This is a genomic window from Myceligenerans indicum (assembly GCF_016742955.1).
In the GTDB taxonomy this organism is placed as follows: Bacteria; Actinomycetota; Actinomycetes; order Actinomycetales; family Cellulomonadaceae; genus Myceligenerans; species Myceligenerans indicum.
Genome location: NZ_JABBYC010000019.1, coordinates 19,623 through 40,410, shown reverse-complemented (window position 1 = coordinate 40,410; position 20,788 = coordinate 19,623). Strand labels below are relative to the sequence as shown.

The 20,788-nt window shown below is 73.9% G+C and carries 21 protein-coding genes; 5 read left to right on the top strand and 16 right to left on the bottom strand.

The features are described from left to right. The first annotated feature begins 17 nt into the window (after positions 1 to 17). Entirely contained in the window at positions 18 to 944 is a 927-nt protein-coding gene (locus HGK34_RS11935; protein ID WP_201847506.1) for an aminotransferase class IV, read from the top strand. 103 nt (positions 945 to 1,047) lie between these two features. Here HGK34_RS11935 and HGK34_RS11930 read toward each other — a convergent pair whose 3' ends face one another. The 7 genes from HGK34_RS11930 to HGK34_RS11900 form a co-directional block, all read right to left on the bottom strand. Continuing rightward, positions 1,048 to 1,935 (bottom strand): alpha/beta hydrolase family protein, encoded by an 888-nt coding sequence (locus HGK34_RS11930; protein WP_201847504.1) that lies wholly within the window; start codon positions 1,933 to 1,935, stop codon positions 1,048 to 1,050. Between the two features lie 86 nt (positions 1,936 to 2,021). After that, positions 2,022 to 3,455, bottom strand: coding sequence for a Re/Si-specific NAD(P)(+) transhydrogenase subunit beta (gene pntB, locus HGK34_RS11925; RefSeq protein ID WP_201847502.1), 1,434 nt, complete (start codon positions 3,453 to 3,455; stop codon positions 2,022 to 2,024). Further along, complete coding sequence (locus HGK34_RS11920; RefSeq protein WP_201847499.1) at positions 3,452 to 5,068, bottom strand: Re/Si-specific NAD(P)(+) transhydrogenase subunit alpha; 1,617 nt, start codon at positions 5,066 to 5,068, stop codon at positions 3,452 to 3,454. Before HGK34_RS11920 ends, pntB begins: the two co-directional genes overlap by 4 nt. A 5-nt stretch (positions 5,069 to 5,073) precedes the next feature. After that, complete coding sequence (locus HGK34_RS11915; protein ID WP_201847496.1) at positions 5,074 to 6,462, bottom strand: cytochrome P450; 1,389 nt, start codon at positions 6,460 to 6,462, stop codon at positions 5,074 to 5,076. After that, entirely contained in the window at positions 6,459 to 7,418 is a 960-nt protein-coding gene (locus HGK34_RS11910) for a diacylglycerol/lipid kinase family protein (protein ID WP_201847494.1), read from the bottom strand. The genes HGK34_RS11915 and HGK34_RS11910 overlap by 4 nt, the downstream gene beginning before the upstream one ends. A 225-nt stretch (positions 7,419 to 7,643) precedes the next feature. Then, positions 7,644 to 8,351 carry a phosphatase PAP2 family protein gene (locus HGK34_RS23220; protein ID WP_201847492.1) on the bottom strand — a complete coding sequence of 236 codons (708 nt, stop codon included), beginning with the start codon at positions 8,349 to 8,351 and terminating at the stop codon, positions 7,644 to 7,646. Between the two features lie 112 nt (positions 8,352 to 8,463). Then, on the bottom strand, positions 8,464 to 10,095 hold the full coding sequence (locus HGK34_RS11900; RefSeq protein ID WP_244666654.1) for an FAD-binding oxidoreductase: 1,632 nt from the start codon (positions 10,093 to 10,095) through the stop codon (positions 8,464 to 8,466). Between the two features lie 20 nt (positions 10,096 to 10,115). Here HGK34_RS11900 and HGK34_RS11895 point away from each other — a divergent pair, with 20 nt between their 5' ends. Then, positions 10,116 to 10,784: a TetR/AcrR family transcriptional regulator gene (locus tag HGK34_RS11895; RefSeq protein ID WP_201847490.1), complete on the top strand. Its 669-nt coding sequence runs from the start codon at positions 10,116 to 10,118 to the stop codon at positions 10,782 to 10,784. Then, a complete protein-coding gene (locus tag HGK34_RS11890) occupies positions 10,781 to 12,370 on the top strand; it encodes a glycerol-3-phosphate dehydrogenase/oxidase (protein WP_201847488.1) in 1,590 nt (529 codons plus the stop codon). The genes HGK34_RS11895 and HGK34_RS11890 overlap by 4 nt, the downstream gene beginning before the upstream one ends. A 4-nt stretch (positions 12,371 to 12,374) precedes the next feature. Here HGK34_RS11890 and HGK34_RS11885 read toward each other — a convergent pair whose 3' ends face one another. Together HGK34_RS11885 and HGK34_RS11880 are read right to left on the bottom strand one after the other, a co-directional pair. Beyond that, a complete protein-coding gene (locus HGK34_RS11885) occupies positions 12,375 to 12,854 on the bottom strand; it encodes a cytidine/deoxycytidylate deaminase family protein (protein ID WP_201847486.1) in 480 nt (159 codons plus the stop codon). Continuing rightward, entirely contained in the window at positions 12,851 to 13,570 is a 720-nt protein-coding gene (locus HGK34_RS11880; protein ID WP_201847484.1) for a RibD family protein, read from the bottom strand. Before HGK34_RS11880 ends, HGK34_RS11885 begins: the two co-directional genes overlap by 4 nt. 182 nt (positions 13,571 to 13,752) lie before the next feature. Here HGK34_RS11880 and HGK34_RS11875 point away from each other — a divergent pair, with 182 nt between their 5' ends. After that, positions 13,753 to 14,649, top strand: a complete 897-nt coding sequence (locus tag HGK34_RS11875) for a phosphatase PAP2 family protein (RefSeq protein ID WP_201847482.1) — start codon at positions 13,753 to 13,755, stop codon at positions 14,647 to 14,649. Positions 14,650 to 14,656: 7 nt separating this feature from the next. Here the strand turns inward: HGK34_RS11875 and HGK34_RS11870 are convergent, their stop codons facing one another. The 3 genes from HGK34_RS11870 to HGK34_RS11860 all read right to left on the bottom strand — a co-directional run bounded on the left by HGK34_RS11870 (position 14,657) and on the right by HGK34_RS11860 (position 17,045). Then, on the bottom strand, positions 14,657 to 15,286 hold the full coding sequence (locus HGK34_RS11870; protein WP_201847480.1) for a Pr6Pr family membrane protein: 630 nt from the start codon (positions 15,284 to 15,286) through the stop codon (positions 14,657 to 14,659). A gap of 48 nt (positions 15,287 to 15,334) precedes the next feature. Beyond that, positions 15,335 to 16,351, bottom strand: a complete 1,017-nt coding sequence (locus tag HGK34_RS11865) for a DUF389 domain-containing protein (RefSeq protein WP_201847478.1) — start codon at positions 16,349 to 16,351, stop codon at positions 15,335 to 15,337. 100 nt (positions 16,352 to 16,451) lie between these two features. After that, positions 16,452 to 17,045: a TetR/AcrR family transcriptional regulator gene (locus HGK34_RS11860; protein WP_201847476.1), complete on the bottom strand. Its 594-nt coding sequence runs from the start codon at positions 17,043 to 17,045 to the stop codon at positions 16,452 to 16,454. A 103-nt stretch (positions 17,046 to 17,148) separates the two neighbouring features. On the opposite strand from HGK34_RS11860, the gene HGK34_RS11855 reads away from it, so the two are divergent. Next, positions 17,149 to 17,571: an organic hydroperoxide resistance protein gene (locus tag HGK34_RS11855; RefSeq protein WP_201847475.1), complete on the top strand. Its 423-nt coding sequence runs from the start codon at positions 17,149 to 17,151 to the stop codon at positions 17,569 to 17,571. Positions 17,572 to 17,666: 95 nt separating this feature from the next. On the opposite strand, the gene HGK34_RS11850 is transcribed toward HGK34_RS11855, so the two are convergent. From HGK34_RS11850 to HGK34_RS11835, 4 genes are read right to left on the bottom strand one after another with little or no spacing between them, the layout of a single operon-like run. Then, positions 17,667 to 18,644 (bottom strand): ABC transporter ATP-binding protein, encoded by a 978-nt coding sequence (locus tag HGK34_RS11850; protein WP_201847473.1) that lies wholly within the window; start codon positions 18,642 to 18,644, stop codon positions 17,667 to 17,669. Next, positions 18,641 to 19,477, bottom strand: a complete 837-nt coding sequence (locus HGK34_RS11845) for an ABC transporter permease (RefSeq protein ID WP_201847471.1) — start codon at positions 19,475 to 19,477, stop codon at positions 18,641 to 18,643. Before HGK34_RS11845 ends, HGK34_RS11850 begins: the two co-directional genes overlap by 4 nt. Continuing rightward, positions 19,474 to 20,277: a molybdate ABC transporter substrate-binding protein gene (gene modA, locus HGK34_RS11840; protein ID WP_201847462.1), complete on the bottom strand. Its 804-nt coding sequence runs from the start codon at positions 20,275 to 20,277 to the stop codon at positions 19,474 to 19,476. The genes HGK34_RS11845 and modA overlap by 4 nt, the downstream gene beginning before the upstream one ends. Beyond that, positions 20,274 to 20,669: a TOBE domain-containing protein gene (locus HGK34_RS11835; protein ID WP_201847460.1), complete on the bottom strand. Its 396-nt coding sequence runs from the start codon at positions 20,667 to 20,669 to the stop codon at positions 20,274 to 20,276. Before HGK34_RS11835 ends, modA begins: the two co-directional genes overlap by 4 nt. Positions 20,670 to 20,788 lie beyond the last annotated feature (119 nt).

The window sequence follows — 20,788 nt, the reverse complement described above, 5'->3', positions numbered from 1 at the left end:
CACCACGAGAGGAACCCATGCTGCAGACCTTCGACGAGCGCAACCGTGACCTGAGGGTCTGGATCAACGGCCGGCTCACCCACCGTGACGAGGCCCGTGTCAGCCCGTTCGACTCCCTGGTCCAGGGCGGCGACGGCGTCTGGGAGGGGCTGCGGCTGCACGAGGGCCGCATCTTCGCGCTGGACGAGCACCTCGCGCGGCTGCGCCGCTCGGCCACAGCCCTGGCGTTCACGCAGATCCCCACCGACGAGGAGATCATCGCCGCCGTCCGGGAGACGCTCGCGGCCAACGACATGCGCGACGACGTGCACATCCGCCTCACGCTCGGCCGGGGCGAGAAGATCACCTCCGGCATGGACCCGCGGCTCAACCAGGCGGGCCCGACCCTGATCGTGCTCGCGGAGTTCAAGCCGCCCGTGTACGACGCCGGCGGCATCACCCTGGTCACCTCGTCCGTGCGGCGGCACCGTGCCGACTCGCTGGACCCGAAGATCCACCACAACAACCTCCTCACCTCGATCCTGGCGAAGATCGAGGCGAACGTGGCCGGCGCGGACGACGCGCTCATGCTGGACGACGCCGGCTTCGTCGCCGAGACGAACGCGACGCACGTCTTCCACGTGTCGGGCGGGGTACTGCGCACCTCCACCACCCGCGCCTGCCCGGAGGGCATCACCCGTGCCACGGTCCTGGACCTGGCGACCGAGCTGGACATTCCCGTCGTCGTCGGCGACTTCTCCCAGACGGACCTGTACACGGCCGACGAGGCCTTCGTGACCGGCACCATGGGCGGCCTCGCGCCGGTCCTGTCCGTGGACGGCCGTCCGATCGGGGCGGCGAGCGCGGCCGACGGCGGCGCCGCGTCCGGCCCGGGCCCGGTCACCGCGCGCCTGACGTCGGCCTACGCCGACCTGACCGCGACGTCGGGGACCCAGGTCTGCTGAGCCGGCACGAGCGGGCCGGTGTCCCGGTCCGCCGTGGCCCGCGGCCCGTCACCGGCGGGTCGCGGCCGCCGGGCACCGCGCCCGGCGCGCGGCCTCCTGCCCCCTACTCGTCGTCGGCCCTCCCGGCGCCCACGATCGCCGGGAGGGCCACCCGCTCCCAGCCGGCCGCGGAACGTGGGCGGAAGAAGCCCAGGTGGCCCACCCGGTCGGAGCCCATCTCGGCGGGGGTGACCTCGCGGTGGGTCAGGGGCGCGCCGGTGTACCACCGCTCCATGGCCTCGGTGGTCTCCTGCCCCACGAGCTCGTCGTCGGTCATGTGCAGGGACACGATCGGCAGGTCGACCTTCGCGAAGGCGTCCGCCGCGTGCGGGAACTCGCCGAGGAGATACTCGGGGTGCCGCGCCCAGCGCAGCCACTGCCGCATGACCCCGGCGGGTGCGTCGCCCATGAACCGCATGCGCTTGCCCGGGTAGTAGCCGGCCATCCGGATCACCGCCGGCATCAGCACGCGGAACGCGAACGGCGCCGCCCACGCCATGCGGGAACCGCTGATCTCGACGTGGGGGTTCCCTCCGGCCACGAAGAGAGCGCGGTCCACGAGCTGGTGGTTGCCCAGGCCCAGGATCTGGCTGCCGAGGCTGTGGCCCACGTAGGCGACGGGGGTCCCGGCCGCACGCCCCGCCGCCCAGGCGACGACGTCGGCCGCGTCCCCGGCCCAGGCGATCAGGTCGGCGTCGACGTCGCGCAGGTGCCGGCCGCCGGAGGACCGGCCGAGGCCCCGGTAGTCAAACGTGACCGCGCGGATGCCGCGCCCCGCGAGCCAGCTTCCGAAGGCGGCGTAGAACGACGCCGGCGTGGCGAAGGCCGGTGCGATCACCACGACCACGCGCGGCTCACCCGCCGGCTCGAACGTACTGACGGCGAGGTCGTAGCCATCGCGCGCGGAGACGGTCTGACGGACGGGCTCGCCGCCCGCGGCTTCGGTCGTCACCCGGCCAGGCTACCGCGAACCTGAGACGCGGAGTACCGGTAACTCGCCTCGCCGCCCACCGCCGCCCGTCCCCGCCCGCGCCGGTCTCACAGCGACTTGAGGATCTCCTCCAGGCGGTCCTTCGCGTCGCCGAACAACATGGTCGTGTTCTCCCGGAAGAACAGCGGGTTCTGCACGCCCGCGTAGCCGGTGGCCATGGACCGTTTGAAGACCACGACGTCGCGCGCGTGCCACGCCTGCAGCACCGGCATCCCCGCGATGGGCGATCCCGGGTCCTCCTGCGCGGCCGGGTTGACGGTGTCGTTGGCGCCGATCACGAGGACGACGTCGGTCTCGGCGAAGTCCACGTTGATCTCGTCCATGCCCTCGACGATGTCGTAGGGCACCTTGGCCTCCGCGAGGAGCACGTTCATGTGCCCGGGCAGCCGCCCGGCCACGGGGTGGATCGCGAAGCGCACCCGCACCCCTCGCCCGATGAGCTTCGCCGCCAGGTCCGCGACCGGGTACTGCGCCTTGGCGACGGCCATGCCGTACCCGGGCGCGATGATCACGCTGCGGGCGGCCACGAGCTGGTCCGCCACGGTGGGCGCCGTGGTCTCGCGGTGTTCGCCGCCGGGCCCGTCCGACGACGACGGCCCGGCCTTCTGACCGAACCCGCCGAGGATCACCGAGACGAACGAGCGGTTCATCGCCCGGCACATGATGTAGCTGAGGATCGCACCGGAGGACCCGACCAGCGCGCCGGTGATGATCAGCAGGTCGTTGCCGAGCATGAACCCGGCCGCGGCCGCGGCCCAGCCGGAGTAGGAGTTCAGCATGGAGACGACGACGGGCATGTCTCCCCCGCCGATCGCCGCGACCAGGTGCCAGCCCAGCGCGAGGGCGAGGACCGTCATGAGCAGCAGCGGCACGACGGCCGCCGCGCCGCTCGCGGGCCCGACGACGGTCAGGTACCAGGCCAGCAGCCCGGCGCAGGCCACGATGACGCCGAGGTTCAGCCAGTTGCGCGCGGGAAGGGTCACCGGCGCCGACTTCAGCCTCCCGGACAGCTTCCCGAACGCGACGAGCGACCCCGTGAGCGTCACGGCGCCGATCAGTACCCCGAGGTAGATCTCCACGGCGTGCACGGTGTCGGCACCGGCACCGGAGCCCGCGTGCCCCAGGGGGTAGGACGTGAGGTAGGACCCGTATCCCACCAGCACCGCCGCGAGCCCCACGAACGAGTGCAGCAGCGCGATCAGCTCGGGCATCTGCGTCATCTCGACGCTGCGCGCCCGCCAGGTTCCCACGGTCGCGCCGACCACGAGCACCAGCAGGATCAGGGCCGCCGTCACCCCGGCGGGCCGCTCGGAGCGCACCAGCGCGAGGGCGATGGTCGCACCGAGCGCCAGCGCCATCCCGGCCATGCCGAGGTTGACGCCCCGCCTCGCGCTCTCCTGCCGGGACAGTCCCGCCAGGGACAGGATGAACAGCACCGCCGCCACGACGGAGGCACCCTGTACCAGTCCGGTCGTCGTCATCGCGCGCTCCCCTCGGTCGCACCGGCGGCGCCGGCATCGTTCCTGGCCGTCGTGTCGCCGTCGTCGTCCGTCCTGCGGAACATGCGCAGCATCCGCCGGGTCACGAGGAACCCGCCGAACACGTTGACGCTCGCCACGGCCGCCGCGATGGTGGCCAGCACGGTCACCAGCACGGACGACGATCCGATCTGCAGCAGCGCGCCGACCAGGATGATGCCGGAGATGGCGTTGGTCTGGCTCATCAGCGGCGTGTGCAGCGCGTGGGTGACGGACCGGATCACGTAGAAACCGACGACGATCGCGAGCGCCAGCACGGTGAAGTGCCCGACGGTCTCGGCGGGCGAGGCGGCCACGGCCAGCCCGCCGAGCACGGCGCCGGCCACGGCGAGCGCTCCGTTCAGCCAGGCTGGCCGGCGGCGGGCGGGCGCTCCGGCGCCGGGCGCCGCCCCGGGTGCGGCCTCCTCGGCCTGCGGTGTGGCGGGGGCCGGCGGCCCGGCGCTGACCTGGACCGCGGGCGGTGGCCAGAGCACCTCGCCGCCGCGGGCGACGGTCATGCCGCGCTGGACGACGTCGTCCAGGTCGAGCCGGACCTCGCCGTCCTTGGCGGGGGTGAGCAGGGTGAGGAGGTTGGCCACGGCCGTGCCGTACAGCTCGGAGGTGTGGCGCGGCATGCGTGCGGGCAGATCGGTGTAGCCGAGCACGACGACGCCGTTGCCGGTCACGACGCGTTCGCCCGGGACGGTGAGCTCGCAGTTCCCGCCGCCGGGGGCGGCGAGGTCGACGATCACGGAGCCGGGCCGCATGGCCGCCACGGCCTCGGCGGTGAGCGTGGTGGGCGCGGTGCCGCGCACGAGGGCGGTGGTGACGACGATGTCGGCCGCGGCGGCCTCGCGGGTGTACAGGCGCAAGGCGGCTGCGAGCTGCTCCTGCGTGAGAGGGGCGGCGTAGCCGTCGGCGCTGACCTGCTGCTGGGCGGCGGGTTCGGAGACGAACTCGGCGCCCATCGACTCGATCTGCTCGGCGACCTCGGGCCGCACGTCGAAGGCGCGCACGCGTGCGCCGAGGGCGGTGGCCGCGCCGAGGGCGGCGAGTCCGGCGACGCCGGCGCCGATCACGAACACGGTGGCCGGCCGGGTGCTTCCGGCGGCGGTGACCTGGCCGCCGAACATGCCGGAGTACTCGGCGGCGGCTTCCACGATCGCCCGGTAGCCGGCGACGTTGGACAGGACGGACAGGACGTCGAGGGACTGGGCGCGGGAGATGCGCGGTACGGCGTCGAGCGCGAGCGCGGTGATGCCGCGGTCGGCCAGTGCGCGGACCCGGTCGGGGTGGGCGGCGGGGGCGAGCCGGGACACGAGCATCGTCCCGGGGCGCATCCGCTCGGCGACGTCGTCGGGCACGGTCGTGCAGACCACCACGTCGCACTCCCAGGCGGCGGCACGGTCGGACACGACCTGGGCGCCGACGTCGCGGTAGGTGTCGTCGGGGAGTCCGGCGGCCGTTCCGGCGCCTTCGGTGACGACGACGTCGTACCCGAGGGCGCCCAGTTTCTGGACGGCCGATGGTGTCGCGGCGACCAGCGGGCCGGCGTCGTCGGGGATGCCGATCTGCATCGTGCCTACCTCTCGTCGGTGGGGTCTGTCCGGCCCTCTTCGCGGGCGCGGCGGGGTATGGGGAACGTGACCGGCAGCCGGGCGGGGTACCGCAGCCACGGGGACGGCGCCCATTCGAGGTCGGCCGGGTCCCCGTCGAAGGACACGTGGAGCTGCCGCACGAGTGTCTCGGCGGCGATGCGCGCGATCACGCGGGCGAGCCGGGGCGCGGGGCAGGCGTGCGGTCCTCCGCCGAAGGAGAGGTGGGCGCGGTTGCCGACCTCCTCCCACGGGTCGTCCGGGAGGATCGCCGGGTCGTGGTTGGCCCCGTGCACGGACATCACCACGGCCTCGCCCTTGCCGATGAGCTTGTCGCCCAGCACGACCTCACGGGTGGCGTACCGCGGCACCATGTTCGGGTTGGGCGTGGACCGCCACAGCACCTCGTCCAGGGCGTCGTCGATGTTGAGCCGGCCGCCGCGCAGCCGGTTGGAGAAGCGTTCGTCGGTCAGGACCAGGGTGAGGGTCTGCGCCACCCAGGACAGCAGGGACGTGCTCGCGATGGAGGTGAGGGCGACGAGGGTCTGCGCCCGTTCGAGGTCGTCCTGGAACGCGGGGTGGCGGGCCAGCACCACCGCGATGTCCTGGGTGCTGCGCTCCCTGCTGCGGGAGACGTGCGCACGGACGATCCGGCCGAGCTCCTTGCGCAGTTCCCGCGCCTCGGGGCCGGTCTCGAACATCGACTGGATGATCTCCTGCATGCGCTGGGCGTCCTCCGGGTCGTACCCGGCCAGCTCGGACATGACGAGGAAGGGGACGGCGGAGGCGTACTCGGCGACGAGGTCGGCGCGTCCGCGGCGCTCGAACCGCTGGATGAGCATCGTGCACAGGCGTCGCACGGCGACGGCCGTGCGGATCTCGTCGACCTGTTCCAGGGCGTCGTCGATCGGGGCGCGCAGGCGCATGTGTTCCCGCCCGTCCTGGTGGATCGCGGTGTGCTGCGGGGTGCGGGAGATCAGCGTGCGCAGCCCGGAGTGCGGTCCCAGCAGCTCCTCGTCGTGTCCACGCCAGGTGGCGGGGTCCTTGACGAAGGTGCGGTCGTCGCGCATGACGGCGACCACCTCCGCGTGGCCGAGCACGAGCCAGCCCGGCACACCCGGCTCCAGGTCGATGGGCGCCACCGAGCCCCAGCGCTTCCTGAGGCGCGAGTACACCTGCGTCGGGTCCGCGGCGGCGGTGGTCTCGGCCAGCAGTGGCCGGTCGTGCACGTCCTGGAGCCGCAGCGGCTCCGCGGCCCGCGTCGGTCCGGTCGCTCGGCCGGCTCCGGCACGGTTCAGGTCGTCGTTCAGGTCGTGGTTCAGGTCACCGGTCGCGGCGGTGCGTCCGGGTCCGGTCATCCGCCCGAGTTCGGTCATGGTCGTTCTCCGTCTCTCGGCAGGCAGAGCATCAGGGTGCGGCGGTGGGCTCTCACGGTGACGGGAAGCGGGCCCACCCGCTCGCCGTCGGCGAACATCACCAGGTCCTCGTCGGCCTCGACGCGCACCGCGGCGGCGCGCAGCGCGCGGACGCCGGGGCGGCCGAGGTGTTCCCCACGCTTGATCGGCCGGTTCAGGCCGATCAGCCCGAGCCGGCCCACGGCCTCGACGAGCGTGATGTCGAGGAGCCCGTCGCGTGGGTCGGCGTCGGGCAGGATGGGACGGCCGCCGCCGTAGTAGCGCGTGTTGCCGATCGCGAGCAGATGACCGGGCACCTCCGTCACCGTGCCCCCGCCCGGGGAGGCGCCGGCCCGCGGACCGCCGTGGTCCGGTGGGTCGACCACGAGCCGGTACCGGTGCGTGCGCAGCCCGAGCAGTTCCAGGTAGGTGCCGACGGTGTACCGGGCGGCCCCCTTCGGCCGGCGCAGGCGGTTGATGCGCTCGTTGGCCCGCGAGTCGAACCCGGCGCAGGCGATCGTCGCGAAGGGCGTGACCGTACCGTCGGCGCCGGTGATTGTGCCGGTGTCCACGAGGCGGCGGTCGCCGTCGAGCACGACGTCGGCGGCGTCCCGCGGGTCGGACGGGATGCCGTGCATCCGGGCGAGATCGTTGCCCGTCCCCCCGCCGAGCACGGCGAGCGGCACACCGGTACCGATCAGCTGCGGCAGCACGGCGGCCACGGTGCCGTCCCCGCCCACGACCGCGACCGCGTCCGGACCGGCCGCGACCGCCTCCTTCGCCAGCCGGGACGTGTCCTCGGGCCCGGCGCCCTGATAGGTCCGGACCGTCGCGCCGCGCTCGGTGAGCCTGCCGGCGACGATGCCGGCATGCTCGGCCCCCGCGCCGCGACGCGCCGCAGGATTGACGAGCACCGCGATGTGCCCGCTGTCCTCCATGTCCCCTCCCGGGTGGACCTGGTCAGTTGATGCCCCTTGTGAGGGCTCTCGTGGATGTTAGCGGACCGAGGACCAAAATCCGGTCGCCCGCAAGTCACGATCCGGACAGGATGCCGGTTCGGGGTTCGGCGACGTCAGGACGTCCACCGAAGCGGACCACCGGGAACGGATGCCGCCCTGGGGCGCCGCGCCCCGACGGCGAGGAACCCGCGGCCGGGGGGACGGTCAGCGAACCGGCTCGGTGAACAGCCGCCCCCGCAGACGGAGCGCCCACGGCGCCCGCATCGGGATCGGCAGGCCACGGTGCAGGACGGTGACCGACACCGCCAGCGCCAGCAGGCCGAGCACCCACCCACCGGGGATGTCGCTGATCCAGTGGTAGTCGACCCGAGCCATCACCCACCCGCAGGCGAGCGCCACGAGAGCGGACGCCACCATCCAGGGCGCGAACCAGGCACGCCGTGGCCACAGACCCCGCTCGCCGATGAGCAGGATCCCGGCCATCGCCCAGGTGTAGGTGGCGTTCGCGACATGGCCCGACGGCCAGGCCCGCCCGCCACCGTGCAGCACGTCCATCCCGGTGTACGGCATCGTGCGCCCCAGGCCGAACTTGATCGAGTAGCCCACGACCGCGATGACCGCGAGCCCCGCCACCACGGAGACCAGCGGCCGCCAGTCCCGCCCCCGCAACGCCAGCCAGCCGCCCGACAGGAACAGCACCGGCAACGTGAACAGCCGCTCACCGGTGACACTGGCGAAGGCATCCAGCAGCCACTTCCACCCACCCGCCGGGAGGTGGGCCTGCGCCCACAGATGAAAGTCCCAGTCCGCCGAGACGAACACGCCGGACACCGCCACCTGCCAGGTGCCGAGCGCGAGCAGCACCGCGGACACGCCCCCGACCCACACCATGGCCCGCGGAACACCGTTCACGCGCCCGATCCTACGGCCCCGGCCCGACCGGCCCGACCGGTCCGACACGGCGGCGGACCCGACGGCCGGCCCCACCAGGACGCCTGCGCCCCGCCACGCCGCCGGCCGCGCACTACGCCGGCCCGTCCGGCCGCCGCTCCGGAGGAAGGAGCGCACCGGGATTCATGATGGCGTCAGGGTCCAGCTCCCGCTTGATCGCACGCAGGACGCGCAAGCCGTGCTCCCCGATCTCCCGCTCCAGCCACGGGGCATGATCCGCCCCGACACCGTGGTGGTGCGAGATCGTCCCGCCCGCCGCCATGATCGCGTCGTTCACCCGCGCCTTGACCGGAGCCCACGCGGCAGCCATGTCACCGCCCAGCCCCGCCACCACCGTGAAGTACAACGACGCCCCCGTCGGGTAGACGTGCGACACATGGCACAGGATGCGGTACCGGGCGCCCGCCGCACCGAACCCCTCCGCCAGCGCGCCGGTCACCGCCGCCCGCAGCACGTGCAGCCGCGACCAGGTCGTGGCCGTCTCCAGGGTCTCCACGAACACCCCGTGCTCCAGCAGCGTGTCCCGCAGGTACGGCGCCCCGAACCGGCCGTGGTCCCAGGCCTCCGCCAGCTTGCGCGACGCCGGCCGCCCGCCCGCCGCCCGCAGCACGGCGACCGTCGCCTCACGCCGCGCCCCAGCCGACCCCGCGGGCCCCTCGTGCAGCACGACCGCCGTACAGCCCTTGCTCAACGCCTTGCCGATACTCCCCACCTGCGCGAGCGACACGGCCGTCTCCGCCTCGTCGGACAGCCGGATCACCGTCGGCCCCGTCCCCGCCTGCACCACCCGGCGCAGCGCGTCCGCACCGGAGCGGAAGTCCGAGAACGTGAACGCGTCGAAGCACCGCTCCACCGGGGTCTCGTGCACCCGCAGCCGCACCTGCGTGATGACACCGAACACCCCCTCCGACCCCAGGAACACCCTCGCCAGATCCGGCCCCGCCGCGGAACCCGGAGCCCGGCCGAGATCCAGCGTCCCGGTCGGCGTCACCACCCGCAGCCCCGTCACCATCGCATCGAACCGCCCGTGACCGGCCGAGTTCTGCCCCGACGAACGCATCGCCGCGAACCCGCCCAGCGAGGCGAACTCGAAGCTCTGCGGAAGATGCCCCAGCTCGAAACCACGCTCCGCCAGAGCCGCCTCCGCGGCCGGCCCGCGCGTACCCGCCCAGAACGTCGCCTCACCCGACACGTCGTCGAGCACCTCCAGGCCGGCCAGCCGGCGCAGATCAACGCTGACCACGCCGCGATGACCCCCCGCCTCCGGAGCCAGCCCCCCGGTCACAGCCGTCCCGCCCCCGAACGGGACCACGGCGAGCCCACGCTCGGCGGCCACCCGCAGCACCGCGGCCACCTCCTCCTCACCTCCCGGCAGCACGACCGCACCCGGCACGGCCTGCCGGCGCTCGCGGCGGCGCACGAGATCCGGGGTGGACTTGCCCCCGGCGTGCAGCACGCGGGTGTCATGGTCCGTGCGGACGTGCTCGGCCCCGACGACGGCCGCGAGCGCCTGCTCGTCGGCCGGGTCGAGCGCCGGGCCGGTGAGCTCGACCTCGGCGAGCCCGATCGTCCCGGATCGCCGGGGCTTGTGCCCCAGCACGGCGGTGAGCAGGAGCTTGACGCCACCGGGCAGCTTCTCCGCGGCCCGGGCGGGGTCGCCCCAGCCGTCCCAGCGCATGTCGAGGAGTTCACTCTTCTCGGTCATGCATTACAGTGTTACACATCATGTCAGTTCGTAACGCACTGCCCGAGGGCCCCGCCGTCGACGCCGGACCGCCGGGCCGCGACCCCTCCTCCGACACCATCGGCCTGCGCCTCCTCGAGGCGGCCGCCCACCTGGTCGCCACGCGAGGCCTGAAGGGGCTGACGATCGCCGAGCTCGCCAGGGAGGCCGAGGTCAGCCGCCCCACCGTCTACCGCCGGTTCCAGTCGTCCGACGACGTCGTCCGCGCACTGCTCGGTCACCGCGCCCAGCGGCTCGTCGCCCGGGCGAGCCGGCCTCGCGCAAATGGTCCGGGAAGTGATCCCGGCGGCGGCACCGGTACACCCGGCCGCACCGAGATCGTCGACGGCGTCCTGGCGTTCGGCGACCTGTTCCGCGCCGACCCCGTCTTCCAGCGCCTGCTGCGGCACGAGCCCGAGGTGTTCACCCGCTACACCCTCCAGCGCATCGGCCGGTCGCAACGCGTCATCCACGAGTGGATCGCCGCGGCGCTCGGCGCCGCGCAGCCCGGCGGGACGGTTCGCGCCGGGGACACGCACGACATGGCACTGATGGTGCTGATCATCTCCCAGGGCGCGCTGCTCTCGGGCCCGACGGTGGCCGACCTCGTCGACCCGGAGACCTGGCGCGCCGAACTGTCCCGCGCCCTCGACGCCTACCTGCGGCCATGACCCGCCCCCGGCCGTCGACCGCGCTCCACGCCGCGCGGCGCGCCCGCGAGATCGACGAGCTGGCCTCCACCGAGGTCGACGTGCTCGTCGTCGGCGGAGGCGTCACGGGCGCGGGGGTGGCGCTCGACGCCGCGGCGCGTGGCCTGTCCGTGGCGCTCGTGGAGGCGCGCGACCTGGCCTGGGGAACGTCCCGGTTCAGCTCGAAGCTCGTGCACGGAGGACTGCGCTACCTCGCGACGGGCGACATCGGCGTCGCCCGCGAGAGCGCCCGCGAGCGGCACCTGCTCATGACGCGGATCGCCCCGCACCTGGTTCGCCCGCTCGGCCAGCTCGTTCCGGCCGTCCCCCCGGTGTCCGCCCGGCAGGTCGTCACCTCCGCCGTCGGCATGTCGCTGGGCGACGTGCTGCGCCGGGGCGCGGGAACGCCGTCGTCGGTCCTGCCCTCGTGGCGGCGCGCGAGCGCCGGGGAGGCGCTCCGCCTCGCACCCGCTCTGGCGCCCGGGGGCCTGCGCGGCGGGATCCTCGGCCACGACGGACAGCTCGTGGACGACGCCCGGCTGGTCGTGGCCCTCGCCCGCACGGCGGCCGGACTGGGCGCGCGGGTGCTGACCAGGCTGCGGGCGGATCGGATCCGGTCCGACGGCGCCGATCTGACCTGCGCGATCACCGGCGAGGGCCTGAGCGTCCGGGCCCGCGTGGTGGTCAACGCGACCGGTGTCTGGGCGGGCGCGGTCGACCCGTCGGTGCGGCTCCGGCCGAGCCGGGGCACGCACGTCGTCATCCCTGCCGAGCGCCTGGGCAACCCGCGCGCCGGACTGATGGTTCCGCTGCCGGGCTCGGTCAGCCGTTTCGTGTTCGCCCTGCCGCAGCAGCACGGCCGGGTGTTCGTGGGGCTGACGGACGAGGAGGCGCCCGGTCCGGTGCCCGACGTCGCCGAGCCGACCCCCGCGGAGGTCGACTTCCTGCTGTCGACGGTCTCCCGCGTGATGGAGGTGCCGCTCACCGGTGACGACGTCATCGGCGCGTACGCCGGGCTGCGCCCGCTGGTCGACACCGGCGGGCCGGGCGACGCCGGACGCGGCACCTCCGACGTGTCCCGACGGCATCTGGTGGCCGTGTCGGAGGGAACCGGCGCGGTGAACGTGCTGGGCGGCAAGCTCACCACGTACCGCCAGATGGCGCAGGACGCGGTCGACGCCGCCGTGCGGCACGCGAGCCTTCCGGCCGCCGGGTGCCGCACGCACACGCTCCCGCTCGTCGGAGCGGACGCGGCCCCGGGGACGACGACGGCCGACAGGACCGCGCCCCCGTCCGGGACGGACGAGAGGCTGTGGGCCGGGGTCGTCGCACGGCACGGCGCGGAGGCGGGCCGGGTGGTCGGTGCCGCACGCACGCGCTCGGCCGCGACGCCCGTCGGGCACCTGCGGATCGCGCGGGCGGAGATCGAGTGGGCGGTCACCCACGAGGGTGCGCTGGACGCCGACGACGTCCTGGACCGCCGCACCCGCATCGGCCTGGTCCCGTCCGACCGGGCGGCCCTGGCCGCGGAGGTCTCGGAGATCGTCGCCGAAGCGGCCGGCCGGTGACCGTTCAGCTCAGGAGGTGAAGGTTGGGCTCGCGGGCCGCGTCGGCCAGGTCGGCGAACTGGATCACCGTACGGCCCGCTCGCCGCAGGAGCTCCGCGCCATGGCCCTCGACGAACAGCGCGGGCTCCGACCAGGCGTACACGATCCGCCCGATCCCGGCGGCCAGGATGTGCTCCGTGCACGTCACCGCGCGGGACGCCCGCTTGCTGCACGGTTCGAGCGACGTGTAGATCGTGGCGGTCCGGAGCCGGAGGCGGTCATCGCCCGTCACCTGGGCCAGCGCCGCCTCCTCGGCGTGCTCGGTCGGGCCGTGCCGGCGCGACCAGCCGCGCCCGAGCTCCTCGCCGTCGTCGGCCACGATGATCGCACCGACGCTGAAGGCCGTGTCCGACGGCGGACACCGCCGGGCCAGCGCGATCGCCTCGAGCAGCAGCTCACGATCGGCGGACGTCCCCCGCGCGGCGCCCGCACCGCTGCCGGTCACGGCGCGGCCCCCGGCCTCGCGGCCGCGTCACCGGTGACCCGGGCGGATTCCGGTGCGTAACGCAGCAGGACGAGGTCCCCCATGGGCCGGGCCTCGAGCAGCTTCATCGGGTGGGCGGAATCCTGCGGGAACATGCCGGGCCCGGCGAACCGGGGCGCGGCGGCGTCCCCGATGAAGAAGGGCGCGAGCACGACGTGCAGTTCGTCGACCAGCCCGGCGGTCAGGAACAGCGTGTGGACCCTGCCGCCGCCCTCCACCATCAGGCGTTCGACGCCGCGGCCGGCAAGGTCGGCGAGGATCGCCCCCGGGTCGATCCGCGGCCCGAGGGCCACGACGTCGGCCGCACCGCCGAGGCCGGCGCCCACCTGCCGCGCGGCCACGTCGGTCGTGTAGACGACCTTGGCGGCGTCCCCGCCGAAGAACCGGGCCCCCGGGTCGAGCCCTCCGCCGGCCGTGACCGTGGCCTTCAGCGGCGTGGCCGGCCGCGAGCCGGCCGCTCGCTCGGCACGGCGTACCGCGGAACGCACCTCGAGGCGGGGGTCGTCCGCCCGGATCGTGCCGGCGCCGACGAGGATCGCGTCCATCTGTGCGCGCACGGCGTCGACACGGTCGAAGTCCGCGGCGTCCGAGAGCAGGAGCCGCTCCGGTCCGGCGTCGTCGATGTACCCGTCGAGAGACGCCGCCACCGACATCAGGACGTACGGGCGCGGGGGCATGGCCTCAGTTTCTCAGGCGGCGCCGCGCCAGGCCCTGTCGGGTGGCACCAGTGATTCACCGCACTTTTGTGACCTGCGAATATCACGGCGACATAACCATTGCCGGGCCCCGTGTGAAGCTCTCGTGCGACCCGGGCACGAGACGGTCTGATCGCAGGGGCACGACCATAGGATCGTGGGCAATGTTGCGATTTCAGGGGGCTCAGGGCGCACCGTACGGTGCCGTAGCGGGACGGGGGCTGCCGGACGCGGGCGCGCTCCCGGCGACGGACCCGGCGCAGCGCGCGGCGGCCGCGGAACCCGCCGGCGCACGCCGCGTGGCCGACGTCGTCGGCCGCGTCCGCACCGATCTGCGTTCCGCCAGGAGCGGCGCCGTGGCGCAGCCGTGGATCGCTCCGGCGACCATCGGCGTCGTCCTGGCACTCACGTTCGTCTGGATGGTGCTGCAGGTGGTCAGCGCCGGGCCTCTCGTCGCCGCGGACGCCGCCGCCCGTGAGTGGGTCTACGCCCACCAGGCACGGGGCGGGATGGCCACCTTCCTCGAGGTCCAGGCGTTCGTCACGGGCGAGCGCTGGGCGACGGTCCCCGTCGTCATGGGCGTGGCCGCGCTCGTCGCCCACCGCCGGGGCCGGATGCGGCCCCTGTACGCCGTGATGGCCGGGCTCGTGACGATCGGGGCGATCGGCTACCCCGTGAAGTTCGGCCTGGGCCGCTCCAGCCCTGTGACCGGGATCGACATGCTGCATGCCGGAGGGCAGGCGTTCCCGTCCGGGCACGCCGCCAACACGGCGTTCACCGCCACGATGGTGGTGTTCCTGCTGTACGGGTCGGCAGGGCTCCGCCCGGACCCGCACCGGCTGCGCCGGGGCATGGCCGCCGTGGCCGCGCTGCTCGCCGTCAGCGGCCCCCTGGTGGCCTGGATGGGCTACCACTGGCTCAGCGACATCCCGGCGGGGTGGCTGATGGGCTTTCTCGCCGTGTGCGTCTCGCTCACCGCCCTGCACTGGCCGGACCTCGCCGCCACGCGCACGGACCCCGCGTCCGAGCACCCGGCGTCGGCACCCCCCGAACTCACCTGATCAGAACTCACCTGATCAGCCGCGCCCGGCGGCGCGCGATCACGCTCAGCAGCCACCCCGCCGCGAAGACCCCCGCCCCGAGGAACACGATCGTGGCGAGCACCGGCGCGTACCCCCGGGCGGCGGCATCGAGGAAGGGGTACGGGTACCAGCCGTCGAGGCTGCCCCGGACCAGTGCCCACGCCGTGTAGGCGAGCGGGTAGAGCAGCCACACGATCAGCGTGCGACGCGTCACCGCGACCTGCGGCGGATCGAACAGCCAGTCGATCAGGGCAGCGACCGGTATCAGGTAGTGCAGCACGACGTTGCCCCACGGGGTCGCGGTCAGGGGAAGCCCCTCGATCCCCGCGAGCAGCGTCGCGAAGATCACCCCGGTCATCGAGATGTAGAGGGTGGCGGCGCCGCGCAACGCCTGGACGACGCGGTTGCGCGGAACCTGGGGCCCCCGGCCGAACGCGCCCAGTCCGATCAGCACGAGGGCGATGAGGACGTTGCTCTCGATCGTGAAGTAGCTGAAGAAGTTGTACCAGGTCAGAGTGCCCCTGTCGGCGAGCACGGCGGCGTCCGCCACCACCGCGCAGAGCCCGAGGAAACCGACGACCAGCCTGGAGAGGCCCAGCACGAGGGAACGGTTCACGGCGTCACACTAGACGAGTGACCGCGATCCGGCTCGCCGGCCGCCCGGTCACGAGCCGGAGGATCCGCCCCCCACCGTGCCGACCGGGGTCTCCTTGCCGACCTCGGTCGTGAGGGAGACGTCGAAGCCCGCGGGGACCTCACCGCTCAGCGCCTGCAGGAGCGAGCCGCCGGAGGGGACCCCGCCCGGCGCCCGCACCGTGACGTTCACCTTGCCGAGCGTGACGACGACGCCTGTCACCCTGGCCGACGGGGTGTCGGCGAGCCACTCGTCGGCCGTGGTCCGCACGCGGTCCTCCCACGCGTGGATGTGGTAGGTGGCGACGGTGTTGGCGGCCAGCGGGAAGGCGATGAGGACGGCCAGGACCGCGAGGGTGAGACGGGCGCGCCGGGTCACCACGCCCGTCGGCTCCAGGGACTCTCCGGCGTAGCCCAGGGCGGTGAACACCAGGGTGCCGGTGAGCACCAGGGCGATGAGGTTCGACAGGAACAGGAACAGGGCGCCGAGAGCCAGCGTCCACTCCCCCACCCCCGCACAGACACCGACGACGGCGAGGGGCGGCGCCAGCGAGATCGCGATCGCCACACCAGGGAGCACCGCCGACAGGTCACGCCGCGCCTGGGCGATCGCCCCGGCGAACCCGGTCGCGACCGCCGCGACGAGGTCGTACATCGTCGGCGACGTCCTGCCCGTGATCTGCGCGTTCGTCGTCACCTCGAACGACTCGAAGGCGAACTGGGCGAACAGCGCGCCGATCCCCACGACGAGGAGCGACCCGAGAACCGTCACGACCAGGGACCGGCCGATCCGGCGCTTCACGAGCCCCAGCGCGATCCCCATGATCGGCCGGGACAGCGGCGCGATGATCATCGCGCCGATCACGGTGGCGGTCGAGTCCGAGAGCACCCCTTCTGTGGCGATCACCCCTGACAGCACGAGCATCGTCCAGAACCCCGACCGGTTCGCCCGCGCGTCGCCGGCGGACAGGTCGAGCTCCTCGGTGAGCTCTTCGAGCGTGCGTCGCTGGGATGCCGGGATGACCGCCGACCGGAGTTCGGACCACATGATCCCGAGTATCGGCCCGGATCGCCCGGAGCGCAGGGCGCTCGCGACGTGCCGCACCGCCAGGCCCGGGCAGGCGGCGCAAGGGCGCGCCGCGGGCCGGTCAGTCCGCCTCGGCGAGCAGGTCGCTCACCCCGGCGCGCAGGGTGGCGCGCGCCTCCTGCGGGTCCCCGAGGTACCCGCCGACCATGGCACCGTCGCGCATCGCCATCCAGCGGCGGCCGGCTTCCACCGGATCGGGATGCCCGGCGGCCCGCAGCGCCTCGGTGACCGCGCCGAGCAGCCAGTCCCGGTGCGCGCGCACCGCACGGCGCACGGGGCTGGACGGGTCCGGGTACTCGGCGGCGGCGTTGATGAACGCACAGCCGCGGAAGGCCGGTTCGCACAGCGTCTCCCCCAGCAGGTCGGTCACCGTGGCGAGCCACGCCTGCGGGTGCTCGGGCGACAGCGCGCCCGCGCGCGTGCGCAGTGCCGCGTCCGTCGCCTCGATATAGGCGACCACCAGGGCTTCCTTGCCGGCGAAGTGCCGGTAGAACGTCGCTCGTGTGACCGACGCCTCGTCGACGACGCGCTCCACGCCCACGCCGCGCACGCCCTCCGCGTAGAAGAGGTCGGACGCCGTGCGCAACAGGCGCTCACGTGCGGCGGAGGGGCGCGGCGCCGTCGTGGTCGGCGCACCGGGCGAGTGCGTGGTCATGCCTCCACGGTAGCCGCGTCTCCTTGACAAGGCGGCACCGCGCAGGGTGTAGTAAGGCACGCAAGGTAGAACGACCGTTCTTTCTACTATATTCGGAGGACTCATGCCCGCCATCTACACCGCCTCGGCCATCGCCACCGGAGACGGCCGCGACGGCCACGCCGTCACCTCGGACGGCCTGCTCGACGTCGACCTCGCCATCCAGAAGGAGCTCGGCGGAGCAGGCGGCAAGACGAACCCGGAGCAGCTCTTCGCCGCCGGGTGGGCGGCCTGTTTCCACAGCGCCCTCAAGGCCGTGGCCCGCCAGGAGAAGGCCGGCATCAGCGACACGGCCGTCACCGCGGAGGTCGGCATCGGCCCGAACGCCGTGGGCGGCTTCGCTCTGGAGGCCGTGCTCACGGTCGAGATCGGCGGCGTGGACCAGCCCACGGCCGAGCGCCTGGTCGCGGCGGCGCACGAGGTGTGCCCCTACTCGAACGCGACCCGCGGCAACGTGCCCACGGAGATCAAGGTCGTCACGGCCTGACGACAGCGGGGAGTGCCGCACGCTTGGCACACTTTTCCTGGACGGTCCGGTTGCCCGCACCCCTCGGCGGGTGCAGGCAACCGCCCTGCGGGAACTCAGTAGGCCGTGATCGCCGTCTCCTTGACCGACAGCCAGACCCGCCGGCCCGGCGCCAGGCCCAGCTCCCTGGTCGCGGCCGGGGTGACGTCGGCGATCAGGTCGTGGCCGGCATGCACCTGCAGCCGGACCGCTCCCCCGTGCGGAGCGGCGCTACGGATCGTGCCGGACCACCGGTTGCGCGCCGAGCCGTCGGGTTCGTGCAGGGAGACCGCCACGGCCGACGGCGTGAACGCCCGGAACCGGTCGCCGTCACGGATCACGTTGAGACCCACCAGCCGGGCGACGTGCTCGGTGCGCGGACGCGCGGCGACCTCGGACGGCGGCCCCACCTGCATCAGCCGGCCGCCGTCGAGCACCGCGACCGTCGTGGCCAGGGTCAGGGCGTCGATCGCGTCGTGCGTGACCAGGACGGTGACACCCCGGTACCCCGCGAGATGCCCGGCGAGCTCGACCCGCAGCGCCGCGGCGACACCGACGTCGAGGCCGGTGAAGGGTTCGTCGAGGAGCAGGAGCGCGGGGTCCGCGGCCAGCGCCCGGGCGATCGCGACCCGCTGCGCCTGGCCACCGGACAGCTCACCCGGCCGGCGGCCGGCGAGGCCACCGACCCCGAGGCGATCCAGCCAGTCGCGCGCGACGGCGCGCGACGCCCCCGCCGCGACGCCCCGGGCACGCGGGCCGAACGCCACGTTCTCCAGCGCGCTGAGGTTGGGGAACAGTCGCTGGTCCTGGAACACCACGCCCACGTGGCGCTCCTGCGGCGGCACCCCGGTCAGGTCGGCCCCGGCCAGCCACTGCTCTCCCGCCGCGGGCTGCAGGCCCGCGAGCGCCTGCACGAGCGTGGTCTTCCCCGCCCCGTTCGGGCCGACGACGGCGACGACGTCCCCCGGACCCGCGGTCAGCTCGACGTCCAGGCGCCCGGGGACCGTGAGGGTGGCCGCCAGCCCGCCGGCTCTCCCGGGCGACACGTCCCTCATGCCGTCACCAGCCACCGGTCCCGGAGCGCGACGAGGACGCCCACCGACACCGCGAGCATGATCAGGCTGAGTGCGAGCACGGCGTCGGTGTCGGACTGCCGCTCGACGTAGATCAGGGTCGGCATGGTCTGGGTGATACCGGGGTAGTTGCCGTTGAACGTGATGGTGGCGCCGAACTCGCCGAGCGAGCGGGCCCAGCCCAGGACGAGGGCAGCGGCGATGCCGGGCAGCGCGAGCGGCACCGTGACGCGGCGGAAGGTGAGCCAGCGGGAGGCGCCGAGGGTCGCGGCGGCGGCGTCGTACCCGGAGCCGGCGGCGCGCAGGCCGCCCTCCATGCTGATGACCACGAACGGCAACGCCACGAAGACATGGGCGAGGACGACACCCCAGGTCGTGTAGGGGAACGCGAAGCCGGTCGTGGCGAGCAGGGGCTCGCCGAGCAGCCCGGAGCGGCCGAAGGCCGTGCGCAGGGCGATGCCGGCGACCACCGGTGGCAGCACCATCGGCACGATCACCAGCGACCGGACCAGGCGGCGGCCGGGGAAGTCGACGCGGGCCAGCATCCAGGCGAGCGGCAGTCCGAGCACGAGGCAGATCACGGTGGCCGCGGTGGAGGTGATGAACGACAGCCACAACGCGTCGGCCACGGCCGGGGAGCCCGCGGCCGCGGCCAGGCTCGACGGATCGGTCGCGACCACCATGGTGACCAGCGGGGACACGAGCAGCAGCACCGCGACCACGGCGGGGAGGAGCAGCACGAGCGGCGGCCGGCCGAGGGAGTCCCGCGCCCGGCGCCGGGGACGTGGGACGTCGTGGGCCGTCGCTCCCGTCATGGCCGGGAGAATCCCGCGGCGGTGAGGACGGCCTCGCCCTCGGGGCCGGTGACGAAGTCCGTCCACGCGCGCGCGAGTTCCGGGTCGTTCGCCCCCGCGAGGGCCGCGATCAGGTAGGAGTTCTGCTCGCGTTCCGCCCCGGGGATGTCGACGGTGGTGACGGCGTCGCCCGCGGAGGCGGCGTCGGTGGCGTACACGAGGGCGGCGTCGGCCTCCCCGGAGACCACCTTGTCGAGGGTGGCGCGCACGTCCTCCTCGAGGCTCGCGGGCGTGGCGGAGATCCCGGCGTCCTGCAGCACGGTGCGTGCCACCCTGCCGCAGGGGGCCTGGTCCGCGCACCGCACCCAGGTGGTCCCGGCCAGGTCGCGCAGTGATCCGATGCCGGCGGGATTGTCCCGCGGGGTCACGATGACCAGCGTGTTCGTCGCGAAGACCGTGGGGGCCGCGGCGGCCCCGGCGTCGGTGGCGATCGTCATCGCGTCCTCGTCGGCCGTGGCCAGGACGCTCCCGGGCGCGCCGTCCGCGGCCTGCTCGGCGAGATCGGTGCTCGACCCGAAGGAGAACTGGACGTCGGTGCCGTCGTGCGCGGCCTCGAACCGGTCGCCGAGCTCCGTGAACGCGTCGGTGAGCGAGGCGGCGGCGAGGACCTGGAGCGTGTCCTCGCCGCGAGCGGGGCCGCATCCGGTGAGCACGGCGGCGACGAGCGGCACGGCGGCCAGTCCGGCCGCGACCCGCCGGACACGCGGCGCCGCGGACCGCCGGGCGCGCGAGGCCGGGCCTTCCTTCCCCGGGCGGTTCATCGGGGGCGCTCCACGACCACGTTCGTCGCCTTCACCGAGGCGATCGCGCGCACGCCGGGTGTGAGCCCGAGCTCGTCGGCGGCCTCGGCGCTCATCAGGGAGACCATCCGGTAGGGGCCGCAGACCATCTCGATCTGGGCCATCACCGCGTCCCGGACCACGCGGGTGACCAGTCCCGTCATCCGGTTGCGGGCGCTGACCGACCCTCCGCCGGTGCGGGCGTGCTCGCCTGAGTCGACCAGCGAGGCGGCAAGCTCCGCCAGGCCGGCGCCCGGGACGACCGTGCGACCGTTCCGGCTCTCGCTCGTGACGCGCCCGGCATCCACCCAGCGTCGCATCGTGTCGTCGCTGACGCCGAGCAGCTCGGCCGCCTCCGCGATTCGGTACTCCATGCCGCCGATGATGCCGCAGTTGCGGACCGAAGTCCATGATTCTTGCCGCATCTGCGGATTACGAACATTTCGCGATTCACCCACGGCGGGGGTTGGCACTTGCGCCGCAGGTCGATACT